The following is a 16,174-nucleotide window of genomic DNA, read 5'->3' as shown; positions in this document are numbered from 1 at the left end:
TTAAAACGATCGTACCGGAGCGAGACAAGGCGCAAGACGCGCCATAAGCGGAGCATACCGACGTATGTGAGCATTATGGCGCGTCGCAGCAACGCCGTCGCAGCCCGGTACGGACGTTTTAAAAGGGCTTATCCCCCAGCACCGTCGCGCGGTGCATTACCCGCCTCGCCGGATAATAATCCGCATTGGCATAGTGCTGCGTCACGCGGTTATCCCAGATCGCCACGTCGTTCGGCTGCCAGCGCCAGCGCACCTGAAACTCCGGCTTAGTGGCGTGCGCATAGAGCAGCTCCAGCACGGCGTGACTCTCTTTCTCGCTCAGTTCGACAATCCGCGTGGTAAATCCTTCGTTAACAAACAGCGCTTTGCGTCCGCTGACCGGATGGGTGCGGATCACCGGATGCTGCACCGGCGGATGCTTCGCCACCGCCGCCTGCCAACGCTGATGCTCCTCTTCGCTTCGACGATATTTATACTCCTGGAACGACTTCTTGAAATCGTGCTCGGCATGCAATCCCTCCAGCAGGGTTTTGATCGGCGCCGACAGGGTCTCATACGCGGCGATGCCGCTCGCCCACAGGGTATCGCCGCCTGACTCAGGCAGCAGCTTCGACGCCAGAATCGCCACCGCCGGCGGCGTGTTGATAAAAGTCACGTCGGTGTGCCAGTTGTCGTTGTCCGGCGGATTATCCTGATGGGTATCCAGCACGATAATCTCCTCGACGCCCTCGGCGTGCGGATAAACCGGGTGGATATGCAGGTCGCCGAAGCGTGCCGCCAGCGCGCGCTGCTGGTGCGGCGTGATTGCCTGGTCGCGCAGGAACAGCACCTGATGGCGCAGCAGCGCGTGATAGAGCTGTTCAAACTGGGCGTCGCTAAGCGGCCGGGTTAAATCGAGATTCGACACCTGCGCGCCAATATAAGGGCCGAGCGCGGTGATGGTCAGCTTTTCGTTCATGATTGTTCTCCATTCCAGGGCGTCAGTCGACGCTGCAGGGCGCGCAGCCCGAGTTCTAAGGTAAAGGCAATCAGCGCGATGACCGCGATGCCCGCCAGCACCACGTCGGTTGCCAGAAATTCGCCGGCGGACTGCACCATAAAGCCGAGCCCGCGCGTCGCGGCGATCAGCTCCGCCGCCACCAGCGTCGACCAGCCGACGCCCAGCCCGATGCGCAGGCCGGTGAGGATCTCCGGCAGCGCGCCGGGCAGGATCACCCAGCGCAGCAGCTGCCAGCGGCTGGCGCCCAGCGACTGCGCGGCGCGAATGCGCACCTGCTGCGTGTTGCGCACGCCCGCCAGGGTGGAAAGCGTCACCGGCGCGAAAATCGCCAGATAGATCAGCAGAATTTTGGAGGTTTCGCCGATGCCGAACCAGATCACCATCAGCGGCAGATAGGCGAGCGGCGGCACGGGACGATAAAGCTCAATCAGCGGATCGAGCAGGCCGCGCACCGCCGGGCTCAGGCCCATGGCGATGCCGACCGGAATGCCGATGGCCGCGGCGGCAAACAGCGCCACCAGCATGCGCGTCAGGCTGGCGGCGAGATGCTGCCACAGCGTCGCGTCCATAAAGCCCTGCGGACTGGCGATCAGCAGCAGCTTGCTCAGCACCTGCTGCGGCGCCGGCAGAAACAGCGGGCTAATCAGGCCCAGCGCCGTCACGCTCCACCAGATCAGCAGCAGCAGCGCCAGGCTCAGCAGGCTGAGGCTAAACGGCCGGGAAAAGGGCCAGCGCAGACGGCGACGCGCCGCCGCGGTTTTGTCATTGATCAGCGCGCTCATACAAAAGCCTCCCGCTGTTCGAATACCCGGCTCAGCACGTATTCACGCTGGGCAATAAACGCGGGATCGGATTTGATAGCGCGGCAGGGTTCGCCGTCGGCAAAGCGCTGGCCGAAGTTAAGCTTCAGGCGCTCCACGATGCGGCCCGGTCCCGGCGAAAGCAGCACCAGCTCGCTGGCGAGAAACACCGCCTCTTCGATATCGTGCGTGATAAGGAAAATTTGTTTGCCGCTGTCGCGCCACAGCGTCAGCAGCAGCGTCTGCATCTGCTCGCGGGTAAAAGCATCCAGCGCGCCGAAGGGTTCGTCGAGCAGCAGCAGCTGCGGATCCGCCGCCAGCGCGCGGGCAATGCCGACGCGCTGACGCTGGCCGCCGGAGAGCTGCCAGATAGGGCGGTTTTCCGCCCCTTCCAGTCCAACCTTTTTAATCAGCCGCTGCGCGATGGCGTTGCGCTCGCTGCGCGCCATCCCGGCGAGCTGCAGACCAAACGCGACATTATCCAGCACGTTGCGCCACGGCAGCAGCCCTTCATGCTGAAACACCACGCCGCGCTCCGCGCCCGGCCCGCTGATGGTTTTACCCTCCAGCGTAATGCTGCCCGACTCCACCGGCAAAAAGCCGGCGATCAGGTTCAGCAGCGTGGTTTTGCCGCAGCCCGACGGGCCGAGCGCCACCAGCAGTTCGCCTTTATCGAGCTGCAGGCTGATATCCTGCAGCGCGGGACGTCCGGCATAACGCGCGTTGAGATGAGCGATGCGCAGCATGGCGTTCTCCTTTATTGTTTCGCCAGCGGCTCGACAAAGCGGCTGGTGACGTAGTCGCTGTAGTCGGCGTTCGCCTGCGGCACTTTGCCCTGCTCTTTCAGGAAGTTCGCCGTGTCGACAATCGCCTTATTCACCGGCTTGCCCAGCTGCTCGACCTGCTGCTGCGCCGTGAGGTAGGTATTGCCCTTCACCAGCCCCGGCACCTGCGCTTCCGGCACGCCGCTCAGGCGCGACAGCTTGCTCAGGTTGTCAGGCTGCTTCAGCCACTGCTCCGGGTTGTCGATATAGGGTTTTTGCGCCTCCAGCGCGCTGCGGGCGAAGGCGGTGACGATCTCAGGATGCGCCTGGGCGAAATCCTTGCGCACCACCCAGACGTCGAGCGTCGGCGAGCCCCACTGTCCGACCTGCGAAGAGTCGGTCAGCACCTTGCCCTCTTTCTCCAGCTCGTTGACGGCGGGCGCCCAGACATAGGCGCCGTCGATATCCCCACGCTGCCAGGCGGCGATAATCGCGGGCGGCTGCAGGTTCACCAGCTGCACCTCGGTCGGCTTGATGCCCCAGTGCTTCAGCGCCGCCAGCAGGCTGTAGTGGGTGGTGGAGATAAAGGGCACGGCGATACGCTTGCCGATCAGATCTTTCGGGCTGGCGATGTTTTTCTTCACCACCAGCGCCTCGGAGTTGCCCAGCTGCGACGCCAGCAAAAAGGCTTCGATCGGCAGCTGCTGCGTGGCGGCGACCGCCAGCGGGCTGGAGCCGATATTGCCGATCTGCACGTCGCCGGACGCCAGCGCGCGCAGCACGCCCGCGCCGCTGTCGAACTTACGCCAGTCGACGGTGGCGCCGCTCTCTTTTGCGAAGCTATTGTCCGCCTGCGCCACTTTCGCCGGCTCGGCGGAGGTCTGATACGCCACCGTCACGTTGACGGCCTGCGCCTGAAACGCCAGCAGCGAAAGCGCTGCGGCCAAAATCGTTATACGTCCTTTCACTGCCATGATGTCGCACTCCGCCAGGGTCTGATGATGGGCGCAGTGTCGCCAGCGGCGATGATTTCATAAAGGAATTAAAAATTATTCTTAATAAACAGATGTTCTTAGATCATGATCGGCAAAGCTGATGCGAAATCCGGCAATGGCTGCGCCACTATTCAGACAAAATGGCAGGCGCTCACATTGCCGCTGTGCTATTGATATGAGTCCACTGTTAACCGGCCAAAAAGGGTTGCGGCAACATGTCCATTGAGAAGGTCGCGCTGCTGGCGGGCGTCTCCAAAGCTACGGTTTCCCGCGTGCTGAACGATCATCCCGGCGTAAAGTCAGATACGCGCGAACGGGTGCTGGCGGCAATCTCTGCCAGCGAATACCAGCCCAATCTGCTTGCGCGCCAGCTGCGTACCGCTCAGAGCAATATGCTGCTGGTGCTGATCTCCGATATCACTAATCCCTTCTGTTCGCGCGTGGTGCAGGGCATCGAAGCGGAAGCAGAAGCGCAGGGCTATCACATTCTGCTGTGCAACTCCGCCTCTCAGCTGCGGCGCGAAGCCGCTTATCTTGGCCTGCTGGCCGGCAAGGTAGTGGATGGGGTGATCACCATGGACGCCGCCGCCGCGCTGCAGGATATCGCCGCGATTATCGGCGATGCGCCCTGGGTGCAGTGCGCGGAGTTTGATCCCGCGCTGCCCGCCTCCTCGGTTTCTATTGATAACCACGGCGCGGCGCGAGAAACGGTGCGCTACCTGGCGAGCAAAGGCCGCCGCCGCATCGGGCTGGTGAACAGCGATTTGCGCTACCTTTATTCGCATCAGCGCGAGGCGGGCTATGAGCAAGGGTTGGCCGAGCTGGCGCTGCCGTGGCGCGGCGTGGCCTATGCGGAGGCGATTTCATGCGAAGCGGGCAGCGAGGCGCTGCGCCAGCTTTTGCAGCAGCCGACGCCGCCGGACGCGGTGCTGGCGGTGTCAGACGTGCTGGCGGTGGGCGTGGTGCACGCCGCGCTTGAGGCGGGTCTGCGCGTGCCGGAGGATCTGGCGGTAGTGGGATTCGACGGCATTCCCTTTACCCGCAGCCTGAATCCGCCGCTCACCACCGTCGAGCAGCCGATGTATCAGCTTGGCGCGCGCAGCGTGCAGCTGCTGCTGCAGCGCATTCGCCGCCCGACGTCGCCGGTGGTGCGCGAAGTGCTGCCGTGGACGCGCGTCGAACGCGCCTCCAGCTAGCCTAGCGCCAGATCAGCAGCACGCAGGCGGCGGTCAGCAGCCCCATCGCCAGGTTGAAAAGGGTCCAGGCGCGGCGGCTTTGCAGAATGCGGCCAATCAGCGCGCCGAAGCCGATCCAGATAATGCCCGCCACCAGGTTGACCATAAACATGCCCAGGCTGATAGCCGCCACCGAATGGAGATAGGCGGCGCCGGCGAGACTGAAGCTGGCGACCGCGCCCAGCGCCATCAGCCAGGCTTTGGGGTTGATCAGCTGCAGCAGGCCGCCCTGCCAGAACGGCATCGGCTTCGGCGGCGCGTCGCCGGTCTCCAGCTTTTCATAGGCGGCGGTGGCGATTTTCCACGCCAGCCAGAGCAGATAAAGGCTACCGGCAATCTTCAGGATAAGATGCAGCGCGGGATAGAGCAGGATCAGGCCGCCGACGCCGAACGCCACCATCAGCAGCATCACCTGCATGCCGATCATAATGCCGATCATCAGCGGCACGGTGCGCCAGAAGCCGAAATTGGCGCCGGACGCGGTGAGTAACATATTATTAGGGCCTGGCGTGATGGCGGCGACCCAGAGAAAACCTAACATTGATAAAAACAGGCTCAGTTCCATGAACGGGTGCTCCTTCCCCAAATTCACAACAAACTCAACGAAGCTAACAGTGTGATATGGATCAGACAAGCCCTGGCGACATGAATTTTACGCCGGACGCCGCGACGCGCTTTCTGCCGCCGCGCGCCCTGCGCAATCCGCATCTGCAGACGGTGCTGCCGCGCCTGGTGCGCCGTCGCCTGCTGCTGCGGCCGCACTGGCAGCGCCTCGACCTGCCGGACGGCGACTTCGTCGATCTCGCCTGGAGTGAAGATCCGCAGCAGGCGAGCCATAAGCCGCGCGTGGTGCTGTTTCACGGGCTGGAAGGCAACTTTCACAGCCCTTACGCCCACGGCCTGATGCACGCCTGCCAGCGACAGGGCTGGCTCGGCGTGGTGATGCACTTTCGCGGCTGCGGCGGCGAGCCGAACCGCCTTCATCGCATCTATCACTCCGGCGAAACCGAAGACGCCGCCTTTTTTCTGCGCTGGCTGAAAACCCGCTGGGGCGATGCGCCCACCGCGGCGGTCGGCGTGTCGCTCGGCGGCAATATGCTGGGCTGTTTGCTCGGCAGGCTGGGCGACGCCGCGCCGCTCGACGCCGGGGTGATCGTCTCCGCGCCGCTGCTGCTGGAGCCGTGCAGCCTGAAGCTGGAACAGGGCTTTTCACGCTTTTATCAGCGCTATCTGCTCGATCAGCTGAAAAAGAACGCCGAGCGCAAGCTGCGCGCCTGGCCGGGCACGCTGCCGGTCGATCTGCCGCAGCTGAAGGCGCTGCGGCGCCTGCGCGATTTTGACGACGCCATTACCGCGCGCGCCCACGGCTTTCTCGACGCGGGCGACTACTATCGTCGCGCCAGCGCCATGCCGCTGCTGAAAAAGGTGCGCAGGCCCTTGCTGATCATTCATGCGAAAGACGATCCTTTTATGACTGACGAGGTGATCCCCCAGCCGGAACAGCTCTCAGCCAGCACAACCTATCAACTTACGCCGCATGGCGGACACGTTGGTTTTGTCGGCGGCACGCTGCGTCAACCGCAGATGTGGCTCGAACAACGTGTGCCGCAGTGGCTCACACAGTGGCTTACATCATGATGATTCCCTGGCAACAGATCGATCCCGAGACCCTCACCAACCTGATCGAAGCCTTTGTGCTGCGCGAAGGCACCGACTACGGCGAACAGGAGCGCAGCCTGGCGCAAAAGGTCGATGACGTGCGCCGCCAGCTGGAGCGCGGCGACGTAGTGCTGGTCTGGTCGGAACTGCATGAAACCGTCAACATTATGCCGCGCAGCGAATTTCGCGGCTGATGCGCCACGGCCTTTTTCGTGTTAACAATGCTCATCGCCCGAGGTTACAGGAAGCTTTACCATGTCAGCACGACACCCGATTATCGCGGTGACCGGCTCCAGCGGGGCCGGCACCACCACCACCAGCCTGGCGTTCCGTAAGATTTTCCAGCAGCTCAGCCTGCACGCCGCCGAGCTGGAGGGCGACAGTTTCCACCGCTATACGCGGCCGGAGATGGATATGGCCATCCGCAAAGCGCGCGATCTGGGACGGCACATCAGCTATTTCGGGCCGGAAGCCAATGATTTCGGCCTGCTGGAGCAGACCTTTATCGACTACGGCAACGCGGGCAAAGGCCAGTCGCGCAAGTATCTGCACACCTACGACGAGGCCGTGCCCTGGAATCAGGTGCCCGGCACCTTTACGCCCTGGCAGCCGCTGCCGGAGAACACCGATATTCTGTTTTACGAGGGGCTACACGGCGGTGTCGTGACGCAGCAGCACAACGTGGCGGAAAAGGTCGATCTGCTGGTGGGCGTGGTGCCGATCGTCAATCTGGAGTGGATCCAGAAGCTGGTGCGCGACACCGGCGAGCGCGGCCACTCGCGCGAAGCGGTGATGGACTCGGTAGTGCGCTCAATGGAGGATTACATCAACTTCATTACGCCGCAGTTCTCGCGCACCCACATTAACTTCCAGCGCGTCCCCACCGTAGATACCTCGAACCCGTTCGCCGCGCGCGAGATCCCGTCGCTGGACGAGAGCTTCGTGGTGATCCACTTTCGCGGGCTGGAGAATATCGACTTCCCCTATCTGCTGGCGATGCTGCAGGGATCCTTTATCTCGCATATGAATACGCTGGTGGTGCCGGGCGGCAAGATGGGGCTGGCGATGGAGCTGATTATGGCGCCGCTGGTGCAGCGGCTGATGGAAGGCAAACAGATCGCCTGACCAAACAATGAGCAGACGGCTCATAAGCGTAAAACGCGGGCGAGATGGGCAGAAGAGCAAAGCGTCCCGCGACAGGGACAAAAACGTTGGGAACGTTTTTGAACAACGCAGCGCGTTGGCCCGTTTACGGGCGCACCTCAGGGAAGAGGTGCGTATCCGGGCGGGCCGAGCGAGCATGGATGCCTTGAGCGACTTTGCGATCGGCCCCTCTCACCCGCGTGAGCACCTTGCCAAAAAGTTTACGTTTTACAGCGCGACCACTTCATAGCTATGGGTCATCTCTACGCCCTTGCCCAGCATCAACGCCACCGAACAGTACTTCTCCGCCGAGAGATCCACCGCGCGCGCCACCGCTTTGTCGCTCAGCGCCTTGCCGGTAACCACGAAGTGCAGATTGATATGGGTAAACAGGCGCGGCGCCTCTTCGCGGCGTTCAGAGGTCAGCTTCACCTCGCAGTCCACCACGTCGTTGCGCCCTTTCTGCAAAATAGAAACCACGTCGATCGCGCTGCAGCCGCCCGCGGCCATCAGCACCATCTCCATCGGACTGGGCGCTTTATCGCCGGAGTTGCCGTCCATCAGGATCTGATGCCCTGACGACGACTCGCCGAGAAAGGTTAACCCTTCGACCCACTTCACTCTTGCCTGCATGTTTCCACCTCGAGAATAGCCCGTTTGCCGCCAGAGTACGCGTTCGCCTGGCAAACAGCAATCCAGAGTAATCCCCCCTTTGCTGAAGCGAGACAACAGAAGACAGTCGGCAAAAGCTGTGCTACAAACAGTGCTGAAAATAGTTCGTCTTGCTAAGGACGAAGACGGGACACATCAAGCGCCTGGCGCAAAATAAGGCCCGAATAATCTCCTTTAGGGGAAACGCTTGAAGCTTTCATCGCCTGGCAGGGAATAATCCCCCCGCGTTTTGGGCACGATTACAACAGAGGATAATAGCGAATGGTTCTCGGCAAACCGCAAACAGACCCTACACTCGAATGGTTCCTGTCCCATTGCCATATTCACAAATATCCATCCAAAAGTACGCTGATTCATCAGGGTGAGAAGGCTGAAACCCTCTACTACATCGTGAAAGGTTCCGTTGCGGTGCTGATCAAAGATGAAGAGGGCAAAGAGATGATCCTCTCTTACCTGAATCAGGGTGATTTTATCGGCGAGCTTGGCCTGTTTGAAGAAGGTCAGGAGCGCAGCGCCTGGGTGCGCGCGAAAACCGCGTGCGAAGTGGCAGAAATTTCCTACAAGAAATTCCGTCAGCTTATCCAGGTGAACCCGGATATTTTAATGCGTCTCTCATCGCAGATGGCGCGCCGTCTGCAGGTAACATCGGAGAAAGTGGGCAATTTAGCTTTCCTCGACGTGACCGGACGTATTGCACAAACCCTGCTTAACCTGGCGAAACAGCCAGACGCCATGACGCATCCCGACGGCATGCAAATCAAAATTACTCGTCAGGAAATTGGCCAAATCGTTGGTTGCTCGCGTGAAACCGTGGGCCGCATTTTGAAAATGTTGGAAGACCAGAATCTGATTTCCGCACACGGCAAAACCATTGTCGTTTACGGCACCCGCTGATTTCCTCTCACTCACGGCGTGAACTTACCGTCACGCCGTTACTGCTTTTAGCGAAGTGATGTGGCGTCGAATCATCTACCACCCCGAAGTTAACTATGCCCTGCGGCAGACGCTGGTGCTGTGCATTCCCGTCGCGCTCGGCTGGCTGTTCGGCGATCTGCAAAAAGGGCTGCTCTTCTCGCTGGTTCCCGCCTGCTGCAACGTCGCGGGCCTGGATACGCCCCATAAGCGTTTCTTCAAACGACTGATCGTTGGCGGCTCGCTGTTCGCGCTCGGCAGCTTTCTGATCCAACTATTGACCCTGAAAGGAGTGCCGCTGCCTGCGGTGCTCTTTGTGCTGCCGCTGCTGCTGGGCGTCACCGGCGAAATCAGCCCGCTGCACGGCCGGCTGCTCTCCGGCACGCTGGTGGCGGCGATCTTTACCCTGAGCCTGATCGGCCGCATGCCGATCTACGTGCCGCCGCTGCTCTATATCGGCGGCACGCTCTGGTACGGGCTCTTTAACTGGTTCTGGTTCTGGCTGTGGAAAGAGCAGCCGATGCGCGAAACCCTGAGCCTGATCTACCGCGAGCTGGCGGACTACTGCGACGCCAAATATACCCTGCTGACCCAGCTCACCGATCCGGAAAAAGCGCTGCCGCCGCTGCTGGCGCGCCAGCAGAAAGCGGTCGATCTGATCAACACCTGCTATCAGCAGATGCATATGCTCTCCGCCAGCCGCGACAACAGCCATAAACGGCTGACGCGCGCCTTTCAGGTGGCGCTCGATCTGCAGGAGCACATCTCCGTCAGCCTGCACCAGCCGGAAGAGGTGCAAAAGCTGGTAGAGCGCAGCCATGCGGAAGCGGTGATACGCTGGAACGCCAAAATCATCTCGGCGCGGCTGCGCGCGCTGGCCGACGCCATTCTCTATCACCAGCTGCCGAGCCGTTTCGAGATGGAGAAGCCGCTCGGCGCGCTGGAGAAGATCGCTCGCCAGCATCCCGACAATCCCGTCGGCCACTTCTGCTTCTACCACTTCAGCCGCATCGCACGCGTGCTGCGCACCCAGAAGCCGCTTTATCAGCGCGACCTGATGACCGATCGTCAGCGTCGGCTGCCGCTGCTGCCCGCGCTGCGCAGCTACCTGTCGCTGAAGTCCGCCGCGCTGCGCACGGCGGCGCGCTTCGCCGTGATGCTGATGTTCGGCAGCGCGCTGGCGATGCTGTTCGACATTCCCAAACCCTACTGGATCCTGATGACCATTATGTTCGTCAGCCAGAATGGCTACAGCGCCACGCGGGTGCGCATTCAGCACCGGGCGCTCGGCACCTTTGTCGGGCTGGTGATCGCCGCCGCCTCGCTGCGCTTCGCGGTGCCGGAATCGCTGGTGCTGCTGTTTATGCTGGTGGTGACGCTGCTCAGCTATCTGGTGACGCGCAAATATTACGGCTGGTCGATGATCGGCTTTACCGTCACGGCGGTCTACTCGCTGCAGCTGCTGTCGCTGAACGGCGCGCAGTTTCTCCTGCCGCGCCTGATGGATACGCTGATGGGCTGTTTGATCGCCTTCGGCGGCATGCTGTGGCTCTGGCCGCAGTGGCAAAGCGGGCTGCTGCGGCAGAACGCCCACGACGCGCTGGAAACCTATCAGGAGGCGCTGCGCCTGCTGCTGGGGCCGGAGCAGGAGGCGAAGCCGCTGGCGTACCAGCGCATGAAGGTCAATCAGGCGCACAACGCGCTGTTTAACTCGCTCAATCAGGCGATGCAGGAGCCGGGCTTCAACGCGCAGTATCTGAAAGATATGCGCTTATGGGTGACGCACAGCCAGTTTATCGTCGAGCATATCAACGCCATGACCATCCTGGCGCGTGAGCACACCATGCTGACCGCAGACCTGGCGCAGCGTTATCTGCAGTCGTGCGAGGTGGCGCTGCAGCGCTGCCAGCAGCGGCTGGAGTATGACGGACCGGGATCGCAGACCAACGTGATGGCGGGCGTGGAGAGCATTGATGAAGGCCCCACCACGATTCTGGAGCAGCATGTGAAACGCATTCTGGAGCACCTGAACGTGATGCACACCATTTCGTCGCTGGCGTGGAGCCAGCGGCCGCATCATGGCCGCTGGCTGATCAGGCATTTACGCAAAGGCTGATTAGGCCGTCAGCACGCGCTCGACCGCGCGGGCGAAGCGCGCCATGCCCTCTTCGATATCGGCGGGTTCGATCACCAGCGACGGCGCGAAACGGATCACATCGGTGCCGGCCACCAGCACCATCAGCCCTTCCGCCGCCGCGGCGTTGAGAATATCGCGCGCTTTACCGGCGTGCTGCGGCTTAAGCGCCGCGCCAATCAGCAGCCCTTTGCCGCGAATGTCGCTAAACAGATCGAACTTCGCGTCGAGCGTCTGCAGCGCGCTGACAAACTGCTGGCGACGCGCCTGCACGCCCTCCAGCACCTCGGGCGTATTGATGACGTCCAGCGCCGCTTCCGCGACCGCGCAGGCCAGCGGATTGCCGCCGTAGGTGGTGCCGTGCACGCCCGGTGACATGGTTGAGGCGATCTCATTGGTGGTCAGCATCGCGCTCACCGGGAAGCCGCCGCCCAGCGCCTTGGCGCTGGTGAGAATATCGGGCGTCACGCCGTAGTGTTCATAGGCGAACAGCTTGCCGCTGCGTCCCATGCCGCTCTGCACCTCATCCAGCACCAGCAGCGCCTGATGCTTATCGCACAGCGCGCGCAGCCCCTGCATAAATTCCGGCGTGGCGGGCATCACGCCGCCTTCGCCCTGAATCGGCTCCACCACGATGGCGCAGGTATGGTCGTCGATAACCGCTTTAACCGCCTCGAGATCGTTAAAGGGAACGTGCACAATATCCGCCGGTTTTGGCCCGAAGCCGTCGGAATATTTCGGCTGGCCGCCCACCGACACGGTAAACAAGGTGCGGCCGTGAAACGCATTATGGAAGGCGATGATTTTGGTCTTGAACGGGCTGTGGCGCTGACAGGCGTAAAAGCGCGCCAGCTTAAAGGCAGCTTCGTTCGCTTCCGCGCCGGAGTTGGCGAAGAAGACGCGATCGGCGAAGGTGGCGTCGATCAGTTTGCTGGCGAGGCGCAGCGCAGGCTCGTTGGTAAAGACGTTGCTGAGATGCCACAGGGTTTCGCCCTGGGTTTTCAGCGCCTCGACCAGCGCCGGATGGCAGTGACCGAGCGCCGTAACGGCGATGCCGCCGGAGAAGTCGATATACTCTTTGCCCTGCTGATCCCAGACGCGGCTGCCCTTGCCTTTGACCGGCACGAACTGCGCGGGTGCATAAACAGGCAAAATGACGTTATCGAACGTTTCCCGCGTTACCGCAATTTTCTCCGCTGCCATCGACGACCACCTTTGATTAATTATTGAGCCACAGTGAAATAATAGTCATAAAATATGCATAATAAATCACCCAAAGGCAAACATAACTTCAGGTAGCGAGAAAATTGCGCAGCAGCTGATGCCCCTGCTCGCTGAGGATGCTTTCAGGATGAAACTGCACGCCTTCCAGCGCCAGCGTCTTATGGCGGAAGCCCATAATCTCGTCGGGTTCGCCCGCTTTCAGGCTCCAGGCGGTGATTTCGAACGCGTCGGGCAGCGAATCCCAGGCGACGATCAGAGAGTGGTAGCGCGTGACGGTAAGCGGATCGTTGAGGTTGCGGAACACGCCGCGATGGTTATGGGCGATGGCGGAGGTCTTGCCGTGCATCGCCTGCCGGGCACGCACCACCTTCGCGCCGTAGGCCTGGGCGATCGCCTGATGGCCGAGGCAGACGCCCAGCACCGGAATGCGGCCGGCGAAGTAACGGATCGCCGCCATCGACACGCCGGACGCGTCGGGTGTACAGGGGCCTGGCGAGATCACCAGATGCGTCAGCGGCAGCGCCGCCATCTCTTCCAGCGTAATGGCGTCGTTGCGCACGACGCGCACCTGCGCGCCAAGCTCGCAAAAATACTGATAAAGATTCCAGGTAAAGGAGTCGTAGTTGTCGATTAGCAGCAGCATAATCCGTCCTGAAGGAGAAAACCGCCGCTATTCTACGCGTTTTACAGGCTGGCGCGACTCACTACCTGGGCGAACAGCGCTTCCAGCGGCGCCAGATCGCCACCGGCCGCCGCCTGATTCGCCTCGCGCCACGCCTGCGCCTCTGCGTGCTGCCACTCAAGGAAGTAGCCGGCGTGCAGCGCCAGCTGCTCGAAGAAGATGCGCTGGGCGCGTCCGTTGCCTTCGCGGAACGGATGCAGCATATTGATTTCGCAATAGTAGTGCGCGATGCGCTCGACAAACGCCTGCGGCTCCAGATTGCGCAGCCCCTCTTCTTCCTCCAGCGCGTCCATCAGCGCGTTGCCCTCTTTCTCGATATATTCGAAGTGGCAGAACGGCGTATCGTCGCGCCAGATATCGATGGTGCGCAGCTCGCCCGCCCAGGCATAGACATCCTGGAACAGCGTGCGATGGATATGGCACAGAAAAGGCAGGCCGATGGTGGCAGGCCCCAGTTCGAGCGTCGCGAGACGCGCGGCGCTGAACGCCAGCTCCGCCTTGCGCAGCTGCGCGGCGTCATGAATATCCAGACGGTTTTTCAACACGTCGTCGTTTTGCCACAGGTAGGGATCGCGTGCTACCGCGCTATTCGGCACCATACTGCCTCCTCAGCGAGTCAAGTCGCGCCTCGGCCCGATCGTAAGTGCTGGCGGGCTCGGCCAGAATAAGATTTTCCAGCCGACAGCTGGCCTGATAGCTGGCGATGCGGCGCTGCTGCCAGAGGGTATTTTTCTGTTTCTCGGTGAGTTTGCTTGCCATGCCGCCTCCTGGCTGGGGTTGTCCACTCTCGTGAAGAGGAGTATAGGAGCAATTTTTCCCTTTGCCGGAGAGGGGCAAGGCGAAGCCGCCAGCGGAGGGCGGCTTACAGGCTTACGGCAGAACTTTGGCGGAGAGGATAACTACCGGTTTTACCGGCACATTTTGATAAGGGCCAACGTCTTTGGTCGGCACCTGGGAAATTTTGTCCGCCACATCCATCCCTTTCACAATTTTACCAAATACCGCGTAGCCGAAGTCGCGCTGGCCGTGATCGAGGAAGGCGTTATCGGCAACGTTGAGAAAGAACTGGCTGGTGGCGCTGTCTTTATCGGCGGTGCGCGCCATCGAGATGGTGCCGCGCAGGTTGCGCAGGCCGTTGTCCGCTTCGTTTTTGATTGGCGCGTTGGTCTGCTTCTGCTGCATGTCGGTGGTGAAACCGCCGCCCTGCACCATAAAGCCAGGGATCACGCGGTGAAAAATGGTGTTGTTATAGAAACCGCTGTTGACGTAGTCGACGAAATTCTTCACCGAAACCGGCGCTTTTTGGTTATTCAGTTCGAGTTCGATATTACCGGCGGAGGTGGTGAACAGGACGTGGGTATCGCCTTTAGCGGCCAGCGCCGAGACGGAAACGGAAGAGAGCGCAAACAGGGCGACCGCCGCTGTAAGAGTACGTTTAAGCATGAGTGAGTCCTTACCTTGGAGAGCAGCTTTTAAACGAGACTGATTGTAAAGAGCCTAAAATACAAGAGCCAGCGTTTTACCGTAATTTACGCAGCATGTGGGCAGAATGGACAATCGGCCACGCAAACGTTTTCGTGATACAAATCACATTATGAATGAAATATGAAAACGTATTTTCAGTCTTTATTTATTAAGATCACAGTTCCGTTTACACTTTCTGACAGTTTTACGCCGCCCTCTCTGTTTTCCACAGGTTCACAACATGACAAATCGTAATCGTATCGGGCTTACCTGGATAAGCTTTTTCTCGTACGCGCTGACCGGCGCGCTGGTGATCGTCACCGGCATGGTCATGGGCGACATCGCGAAGGATTTCCAGCTGCCGATTGAAAGTATGGGCAACACCTTTACCTTTCTGAACGCCGGCATTCTGGTCTCGGTTTTCCTTAACGCCTGGCTGATGGTGATCGTGCCGCTGAAGCGTCAGCTGATTTTCGGCTTTATTTTGATGGTGCTGGCGGTGCTGGGTTTGATGACCAGCCGCGATCTCTCGGTGTTCTCGCTCTGCATGTTCGTGCTGGGCGTGGTCAGCGGCATCACCATGTCAATCGGCACCTTCCTGATCACCCATCTGTATGAAGGCCGTCAGCGCGGCTCGCGCCTGCTGTTTACCGACTCCTTCTTCAGCATGGCCGGCACGCTGTTTCCGGTGCTGGCGGGTATCCTGCTGGCGCGCGCGCTGCCGTGGTACTGGGTCTATGTCTGCATCGGTATTATCTACGTCGCGATTTTCGTGCTGACGCTGTGCGTCGAGTTCCCGGTGCTGCGCAAGCCGGAAAACAGCCCGACGGTGGAAAAAGAGAAATGGGGCGTCGGCGTGCTGTTTCTCGCCGTGGCCGCGCTCTGCTATATCCTCGGCCAGCTCGGCTTTATCTCCTGGGTGCCGGAGTACGCCACCAAAACCATGGGCATGGATATCGCCAGCGCCGGCCAGCTGGTGGGCAACTTCTGGACCGCCTATATGGTCGGCATGTGGATCTTTAGCTTCCTGCTGCGCTTCTTCGACCTGCAGCGCATTCTGATGGTGCTGGCCGGCCTGGCGACGCTGCTGATGTACTGGTTCGTCAGCGCCACGGACGCCAGCATGCTGCGCTGGATTATTATGATCCTCGGCTTCAGCTCCAGCGCCATCTACACCACCATCATTACGCTCGGCTCGCTGCAGACCAAAGTCTCCTCGCCGAAGCTGGTGAACTTTATCCTGACCTGCGGCACCGTCGGCACCATGCTCACCTTCGTGGTGACCAGCCCGATCGTCAGGCAGGGCGGCGTCCATGCCGCGCTGCTGACGGCAAACGGTCTCTACGCCGTGGTATTCGTGATGTGCGTGCTGCTGGGCTTTGTCACCCGACATCGTCAGCACGGCCATGTCATGCACTAAGCAGTAACAAGGCGGCGCAAGCCGCCTTTTTTTATCCCGCCGCAAAAATGCGATCCCGCGCTTTTGTTAA

Annotated in this window: 18 protein-coding genes; 7 read left to right on the top strand and 11 right to left on the bottom strand. The window is 60.7% G+C overall.

The window, feature by feature from the left end; genetic code table 11:
- Nucleotides 1–118: 118 nt before the first annotated feature.
- From tauD to tauA, 4 genes are read right to left on the bottom strand one after another with little or no spacing between them, the layout of a single operon-like run.
- The gene (tauD, locus tag B2J69_RS03975) at nucleotides 119–958 is read right to left on the bottom strand and encodes a taurine dioxygenase (RefSeq protein WP_081136633.1); all 840 of its coding nucleotides are present in this window, start codon (nucleotides 956–958) and stop codon (nucleotides 119–121) included.
- On the bottom strand, nucleotides 955–1,782 hold the full coding sequence (gene tauC / locus B2J69_RS03970; RefSeq protein WP_081136631.1) for a taurine ABC transporter permease TauC: 828 nt from the start codon (nucleotides 1,780–1,782) through the stop codon (nucleotides 955–957). The genes tauD and tauC overlap by 4 nt, the downstream gene beginning before the upstream one ends.
- Nucleotides 1,779–2,546 carry a taurine ABC transporter ATP-binding subunit gene (tauB, locus tag B2J69_RS03965; RefSeq protein ID WP_081136629.1) on the bottom strand — a complete coding sequence of 256 codons (768 nt, stop codon included), beginning with the start codon at nucleotides 2,544–2,546 and terminating at the stop codon, nucleotides 1,779–1,781. The genes tauC and tauB overlap by 4 nt, the downstream gene beginning before the upstream one ends.
- Before the next feature lie 11 nt (nucleotides 2,547–2,557).
- The gene (gene tauA / locus B2J69_RS03960; RefSeq protein WP_174580887.1) at nucleotides 2,558–3,538 is read right to left on the bottom strand and encodes a taurine ABC transporter substrate-binding protein; all 981 of its coding nucleotides are present in this window, start codon (nucleotides 3,536–3,538) and stop codon (nucleotides 2,558–2,560) included.
- 236 nt (nucleotides 3,539–3,774) lie between these two features.
- On the opposite strand from tauA, the gene B2J69_RS03955 reads away from it, so the two are divergent.
- A complete protein-coding gene (locus tag B2J69_RS03955; protein ID WP_081136625.1) occupies nucleotides 3,775–4,755 on the top strand; it encodes a LacI family DNA-binding transcriptional regulator in 981 nt (326 codons plus the stop codon).
- 1 nt (nucleotide 4,756) lies between these two features.
- On the opposite strand, the gene B2J69_RS03950 is transcribed toward B2J69_RS03955, so the two are convergent.
- On the bottom strand, nucleotides 4,757–5,359 hold the full coding sequence (locus B2J69_RS03950) for a LysE family translocator (RefSeq protein WP_081136623.1): 603 nt from the start codon (nucleotides 5,357–5,359) through the stop codon (nucleotides 4,757–4,759).
- Nucleotides 5,360–5,415: 56 nt separating this feature from the next.
- Between B2J69_RS03950 and B2J69_RS03945 the strand changes: the two genes are divergently transcribed.
- From B2J69_RS03945 to B2J69_RS03935, 3 genes are all read left to right on the top strand, one after another.
- The gene (locus B2J69_RS03945) at nucleotides 5,416–6,432 is read left to right on the top strand and encodes a hydrolase (protein WP_081136621.1); all 1,017 of its coding nucleotides are present in this window, start codon (nucleotides 5,416–5,418) and stop codon (nucleotides 6,430–6,432) included.
- Nucleotides 6,429–6,647: a YheU family protein gene (locus tag B2J69_RS03940; protein WP_081136619.1), complete on the top strand. Its 219-nt coding sequence runs from the start codon at nucleotides 6,429–6,431 to the stop codon at nucleotides 6,645–6,647. The genes B2J69_RS03945 and B2J69_RS03940 overlap by 4 nt, the downstream gene beginning before the upstream one ends.
- 61 nt (nucleotides 6,648–6,708) lie before the next feature.
- Nucleotides 6,709–7,578, top strand: coding sequence for a phosphoribulokinase (locus B2J69_RS03935; RefSeq protein ID WP_081136617.1), 870 nt, complete (start codon nucleotides 6,709–6,711; stop codon nucleotides 7,576–7,578).
- A gap of 246 nt (nucleotides 7,579–7,824) precedes the next feature.
- Here the strand turns inward: B2J69_RS03935 and B2J69_RS03925 are convergent, their stop codons facing one another.
- Entirely contained in the window at nucleotides 7,825–8,229 is a 405-nt protein-coding gene (locus B2J69_RS03925) for an OsmC family protein (RefSeq protein WP_081136613.1), read from the bottom strand.
- A gap of 300 nt (nucleotides 8,230–8,529) precedes the next feature.
- On the opposite strand from B2J69_RS03925, the gene crp reads away from it, so the two are divergent.
- The gene (gene crp, locus B2J69_RS03920) at nucleotides 8,530–9,162 is read left to right on the top strand and encodes a cAMP-activated global transcriptional regulator CRP (protein WP_000242758.1); all 633 of its coding nucleotides are present in this window, start codon (nucleotides 8,530–8,532) and stop codon (nucleotides 9,160–9,162) included.
- 58 nt (nucleotides 9,163–9,220) lie between these two features.
- On the top strand, nucleotides 9,221–11,296 hold the full coding sequence (locus B2J69_RS03915; RefSeq protein ID WP_081136611.1) for a YccS/YhfK family putative transporter: 2,076 nt from the start codon (nucleotides 9,221–9,223) through the stop codon (nucleotides 11,294–11,296).
- On the opposite strand, the gene argD is transcribed toward B2J69_RS03915, so the two are convergent.
- From argD to ppiA, 5 genes are all read right to left on the bottom strand, one after another.
- The gene (argD, locus tag B2J69_RS03910; RefSeq protein WP_081136609.1) at nucleotides 11,297–12,517 is read right to left on the bottom strand and encodes a bifunctional acetylornithine/succinyldiaminopimelate transaminase; all 1,221 of its coding nucleotides are present in this window, start codon (nucleotides 12,515–12,517) and stop codon (nucleotides 11,297–11,299) included.
- A gap of 88 nt (nucleotides 12,518–12,605) precedes the next feature.
- Nucleotides 12,606–13,181 (bottom strand): anthranilate synthase component II, encoded by a 576-nt coding sequence (locus B2J69_RS03905; RefSeq protein WP_081136607.1) that lies wholly within the window; start codon nucleotides 13,179–13,181, stop codon nucleotides 12,606–12,608.
- Nucleotides 13,182–13,222: 41 nt separating this feature from the next.
- Nucleotides 13,223–13,819 carry a putative adenosine monophosphate-protein transferase Fic gene (locus B2J69_RS03900; protein ID WP_081136605.1) on the bottom strand — a complete coding sequence of 199 codons (597 nt, stop codon included), beginning with the start codon at nucleotides 13,817–13,819 and terminating at the stop codon, nucleotides 13,223–13,225.
- Complete coding sequence (locus tag B2J69_RS03895; RefSeq protein ID WP_081136603.1) at nucleotides 13,806–13,979, bottom strand: YhfG family protein; 174 nt, start codon at nucleotides 13,977–13,979, stop codon at nucleotides 13,806–13,808. The genes B2J69_RS03900 and B2J69_RS03895 overlap by 14 nt, the downstream gene beginning before the upstream one ends.
- Before the next feature lie 111 nt (nucleotides 13,980–14,090).
- The gene (gene ppiA / locus B2J69_RS03890) at nucleotides 14,091–14,663 is read right to left on the bottom strand and encodes a peptidylprolyl isomerase A (RefSeq protein ID WP_081136601.1); all 573 of its coding nucleotides are present in this window, start codon (nucleotides 14,661–14,663) and stop codon (nucleotides 14,091–14,093) included.
- Nucleotides 14,664–14,925: 262 nt separating this feature from the next.
- Here ppiA and tsgA point away from each other — a divergent pair, with 262 nt between their 5' ends.
- Nucleotides 14,926–16,104 (top strand): MFS transporter TsgA, encoded by a 1,179-nt coding sequence (tsgA, locus tag B2J69_RS03885; RefSeq protein WP_081136599.1) that lies wholly within the window; start codon nucleotides 14,926–14,928, stop codon nucleotides 16,102–16,104.
- Nucleotides 16,105–16,174 lie beyond the last annotated feature (70 nt).

The organism is Pantoea latae (assembly GCF_002077695.1).
GTDB lineage: Bacteria > Pseudomonadota > Gammaproteobacteria > Enterobacterales > Enterobacteriaceae > Pantoea > Pantoea latae.
Note: the sequence above shows the minus strand (reverse complement) of the source record. Positions and strands in the feature narration are given on the sequence as shown.

Bases quoted from the DNA above. Each gene is read 5' to 3' on its own strand.
- B2J69_RS03895 (WP_081136603.1), bottom strand. From the start codon at position 13,979: ATGGCAAGCAAACTCACCGAGAAACAGAAAAATACCCTCTGGCAGCAG.
- B2J69_RS03905 (WP_081136607.1), bottom strand. From the start codon at position 13,181: ATGCTGCTGCTAATCGACAACTACGACTCCTTTACCTGGAATCTTTAT.
- B2J69_RS03935 (WP_081136617.1), top strand. From the start codon at position 6,709: ATGTCAGCACGACACCCGATTATCGCGGTGACCGGCTCCAGCGGGGCC.
- tauD (WP_081136633.1), bottom strand. From the start codon at position 958: ATGAACGAAAAGCTGACCATCACCGCGCTCGGCCCTTATATTGGCGCG.
- ppiA (WP_081136601.1), bottom strand. From the start codon at position 14,663: ATGCTTAAACGTACTCTTACAGCGGCGGTCGCCCTGTTTGCGCTCTCT.
- B2J69_RS03925 (WP_081136613.1), bottom strand. From the start codon at position 8,229: ATGCAGGCAAGAGTGAAGTGGGTCGAAGGGTTAACCTTTCTCGGCGAG.
- B2J69_RS03945 (WP_081136621.1), top strand. From the start codon at position 5,416: ATGGATCAGACAAGCCCTGGCGACATGAATTTTACGCCGGACGCCGCG.
- B2J69_RS03950 (WP_081136623.1), bottom strand. From the start codon at position 5,359: ATGGAACTGAGCCTGTTTTTATCAATGTTAGGTTTTCTCTGGGTCGCC.
- crp (WP_000242758.1), top strand. From the start codon at position 8,530: ATGGTTCTCGGCAAACCGCAAACAGACCCTACACTCGAATGGTTCCTG.
- B2J69_RS03955 (WP_081136625.1), top strand. From the start codon at position 3,775: ATGTCCATTGAGAAGGTCGCGCTGCTGGCGGGCGTCTCCAAAGCTACG.
- tsgA (WP_081136599.1), top strand. From the start codon at position 14,926: ATGACAAATCGTAATCGTATCGGGCTTACCTGGATAAGCTTTTTCTCG.
- tauC (WP_081136631.1), bottom strand. From the start codon at position 1,782: ATGAGCGCGCTGATCAATGACAAAACCGCGGCGGCGCGTCGCCGTCTG.
- argD (WP_081136609.1), bottom strand. From the start codon at position 12,517: ATGGCAGCGGAGAAAATTGCGGTAACGCGGGAAACGTTCGATAACGTC.
- B2J69_RS03900 (WP_081136605.1), bottom strand. From the start codon at position 13,819: ATGGTGCCGAATAGCGCGGTAGCACGCGATCCCTACCTGTGGCAAAAC.
- tauA (WP_174580887.1), bottom strand. From the start codon at position 3,538: ATGGCAGTGAAAGGACGTATAACGATTTTGGCCGCAGCGCTTTCGCTG.
- B2J69_RS03915 (WP_081136611.1), top strand. From the start codon at position 9,221: ATGTGGCGTCGAATCATCTACCACCCCGAAGTTAACTATGCCCTGCGG.
- tauB (WP_081136629.1), bottom strand. From the start codon at position 2,546: ATGCTGCGCATCGCTCATCTCAACGCGCGTTATGCCGGACGTCCCGCG.
- B2J69_RS03940 (WP_081136619.1), top strand. From the start codon at position 6,429: ATGATGATTCCCTGGCAACAGATCGATCCCGAGACCCTCACCAACCTG.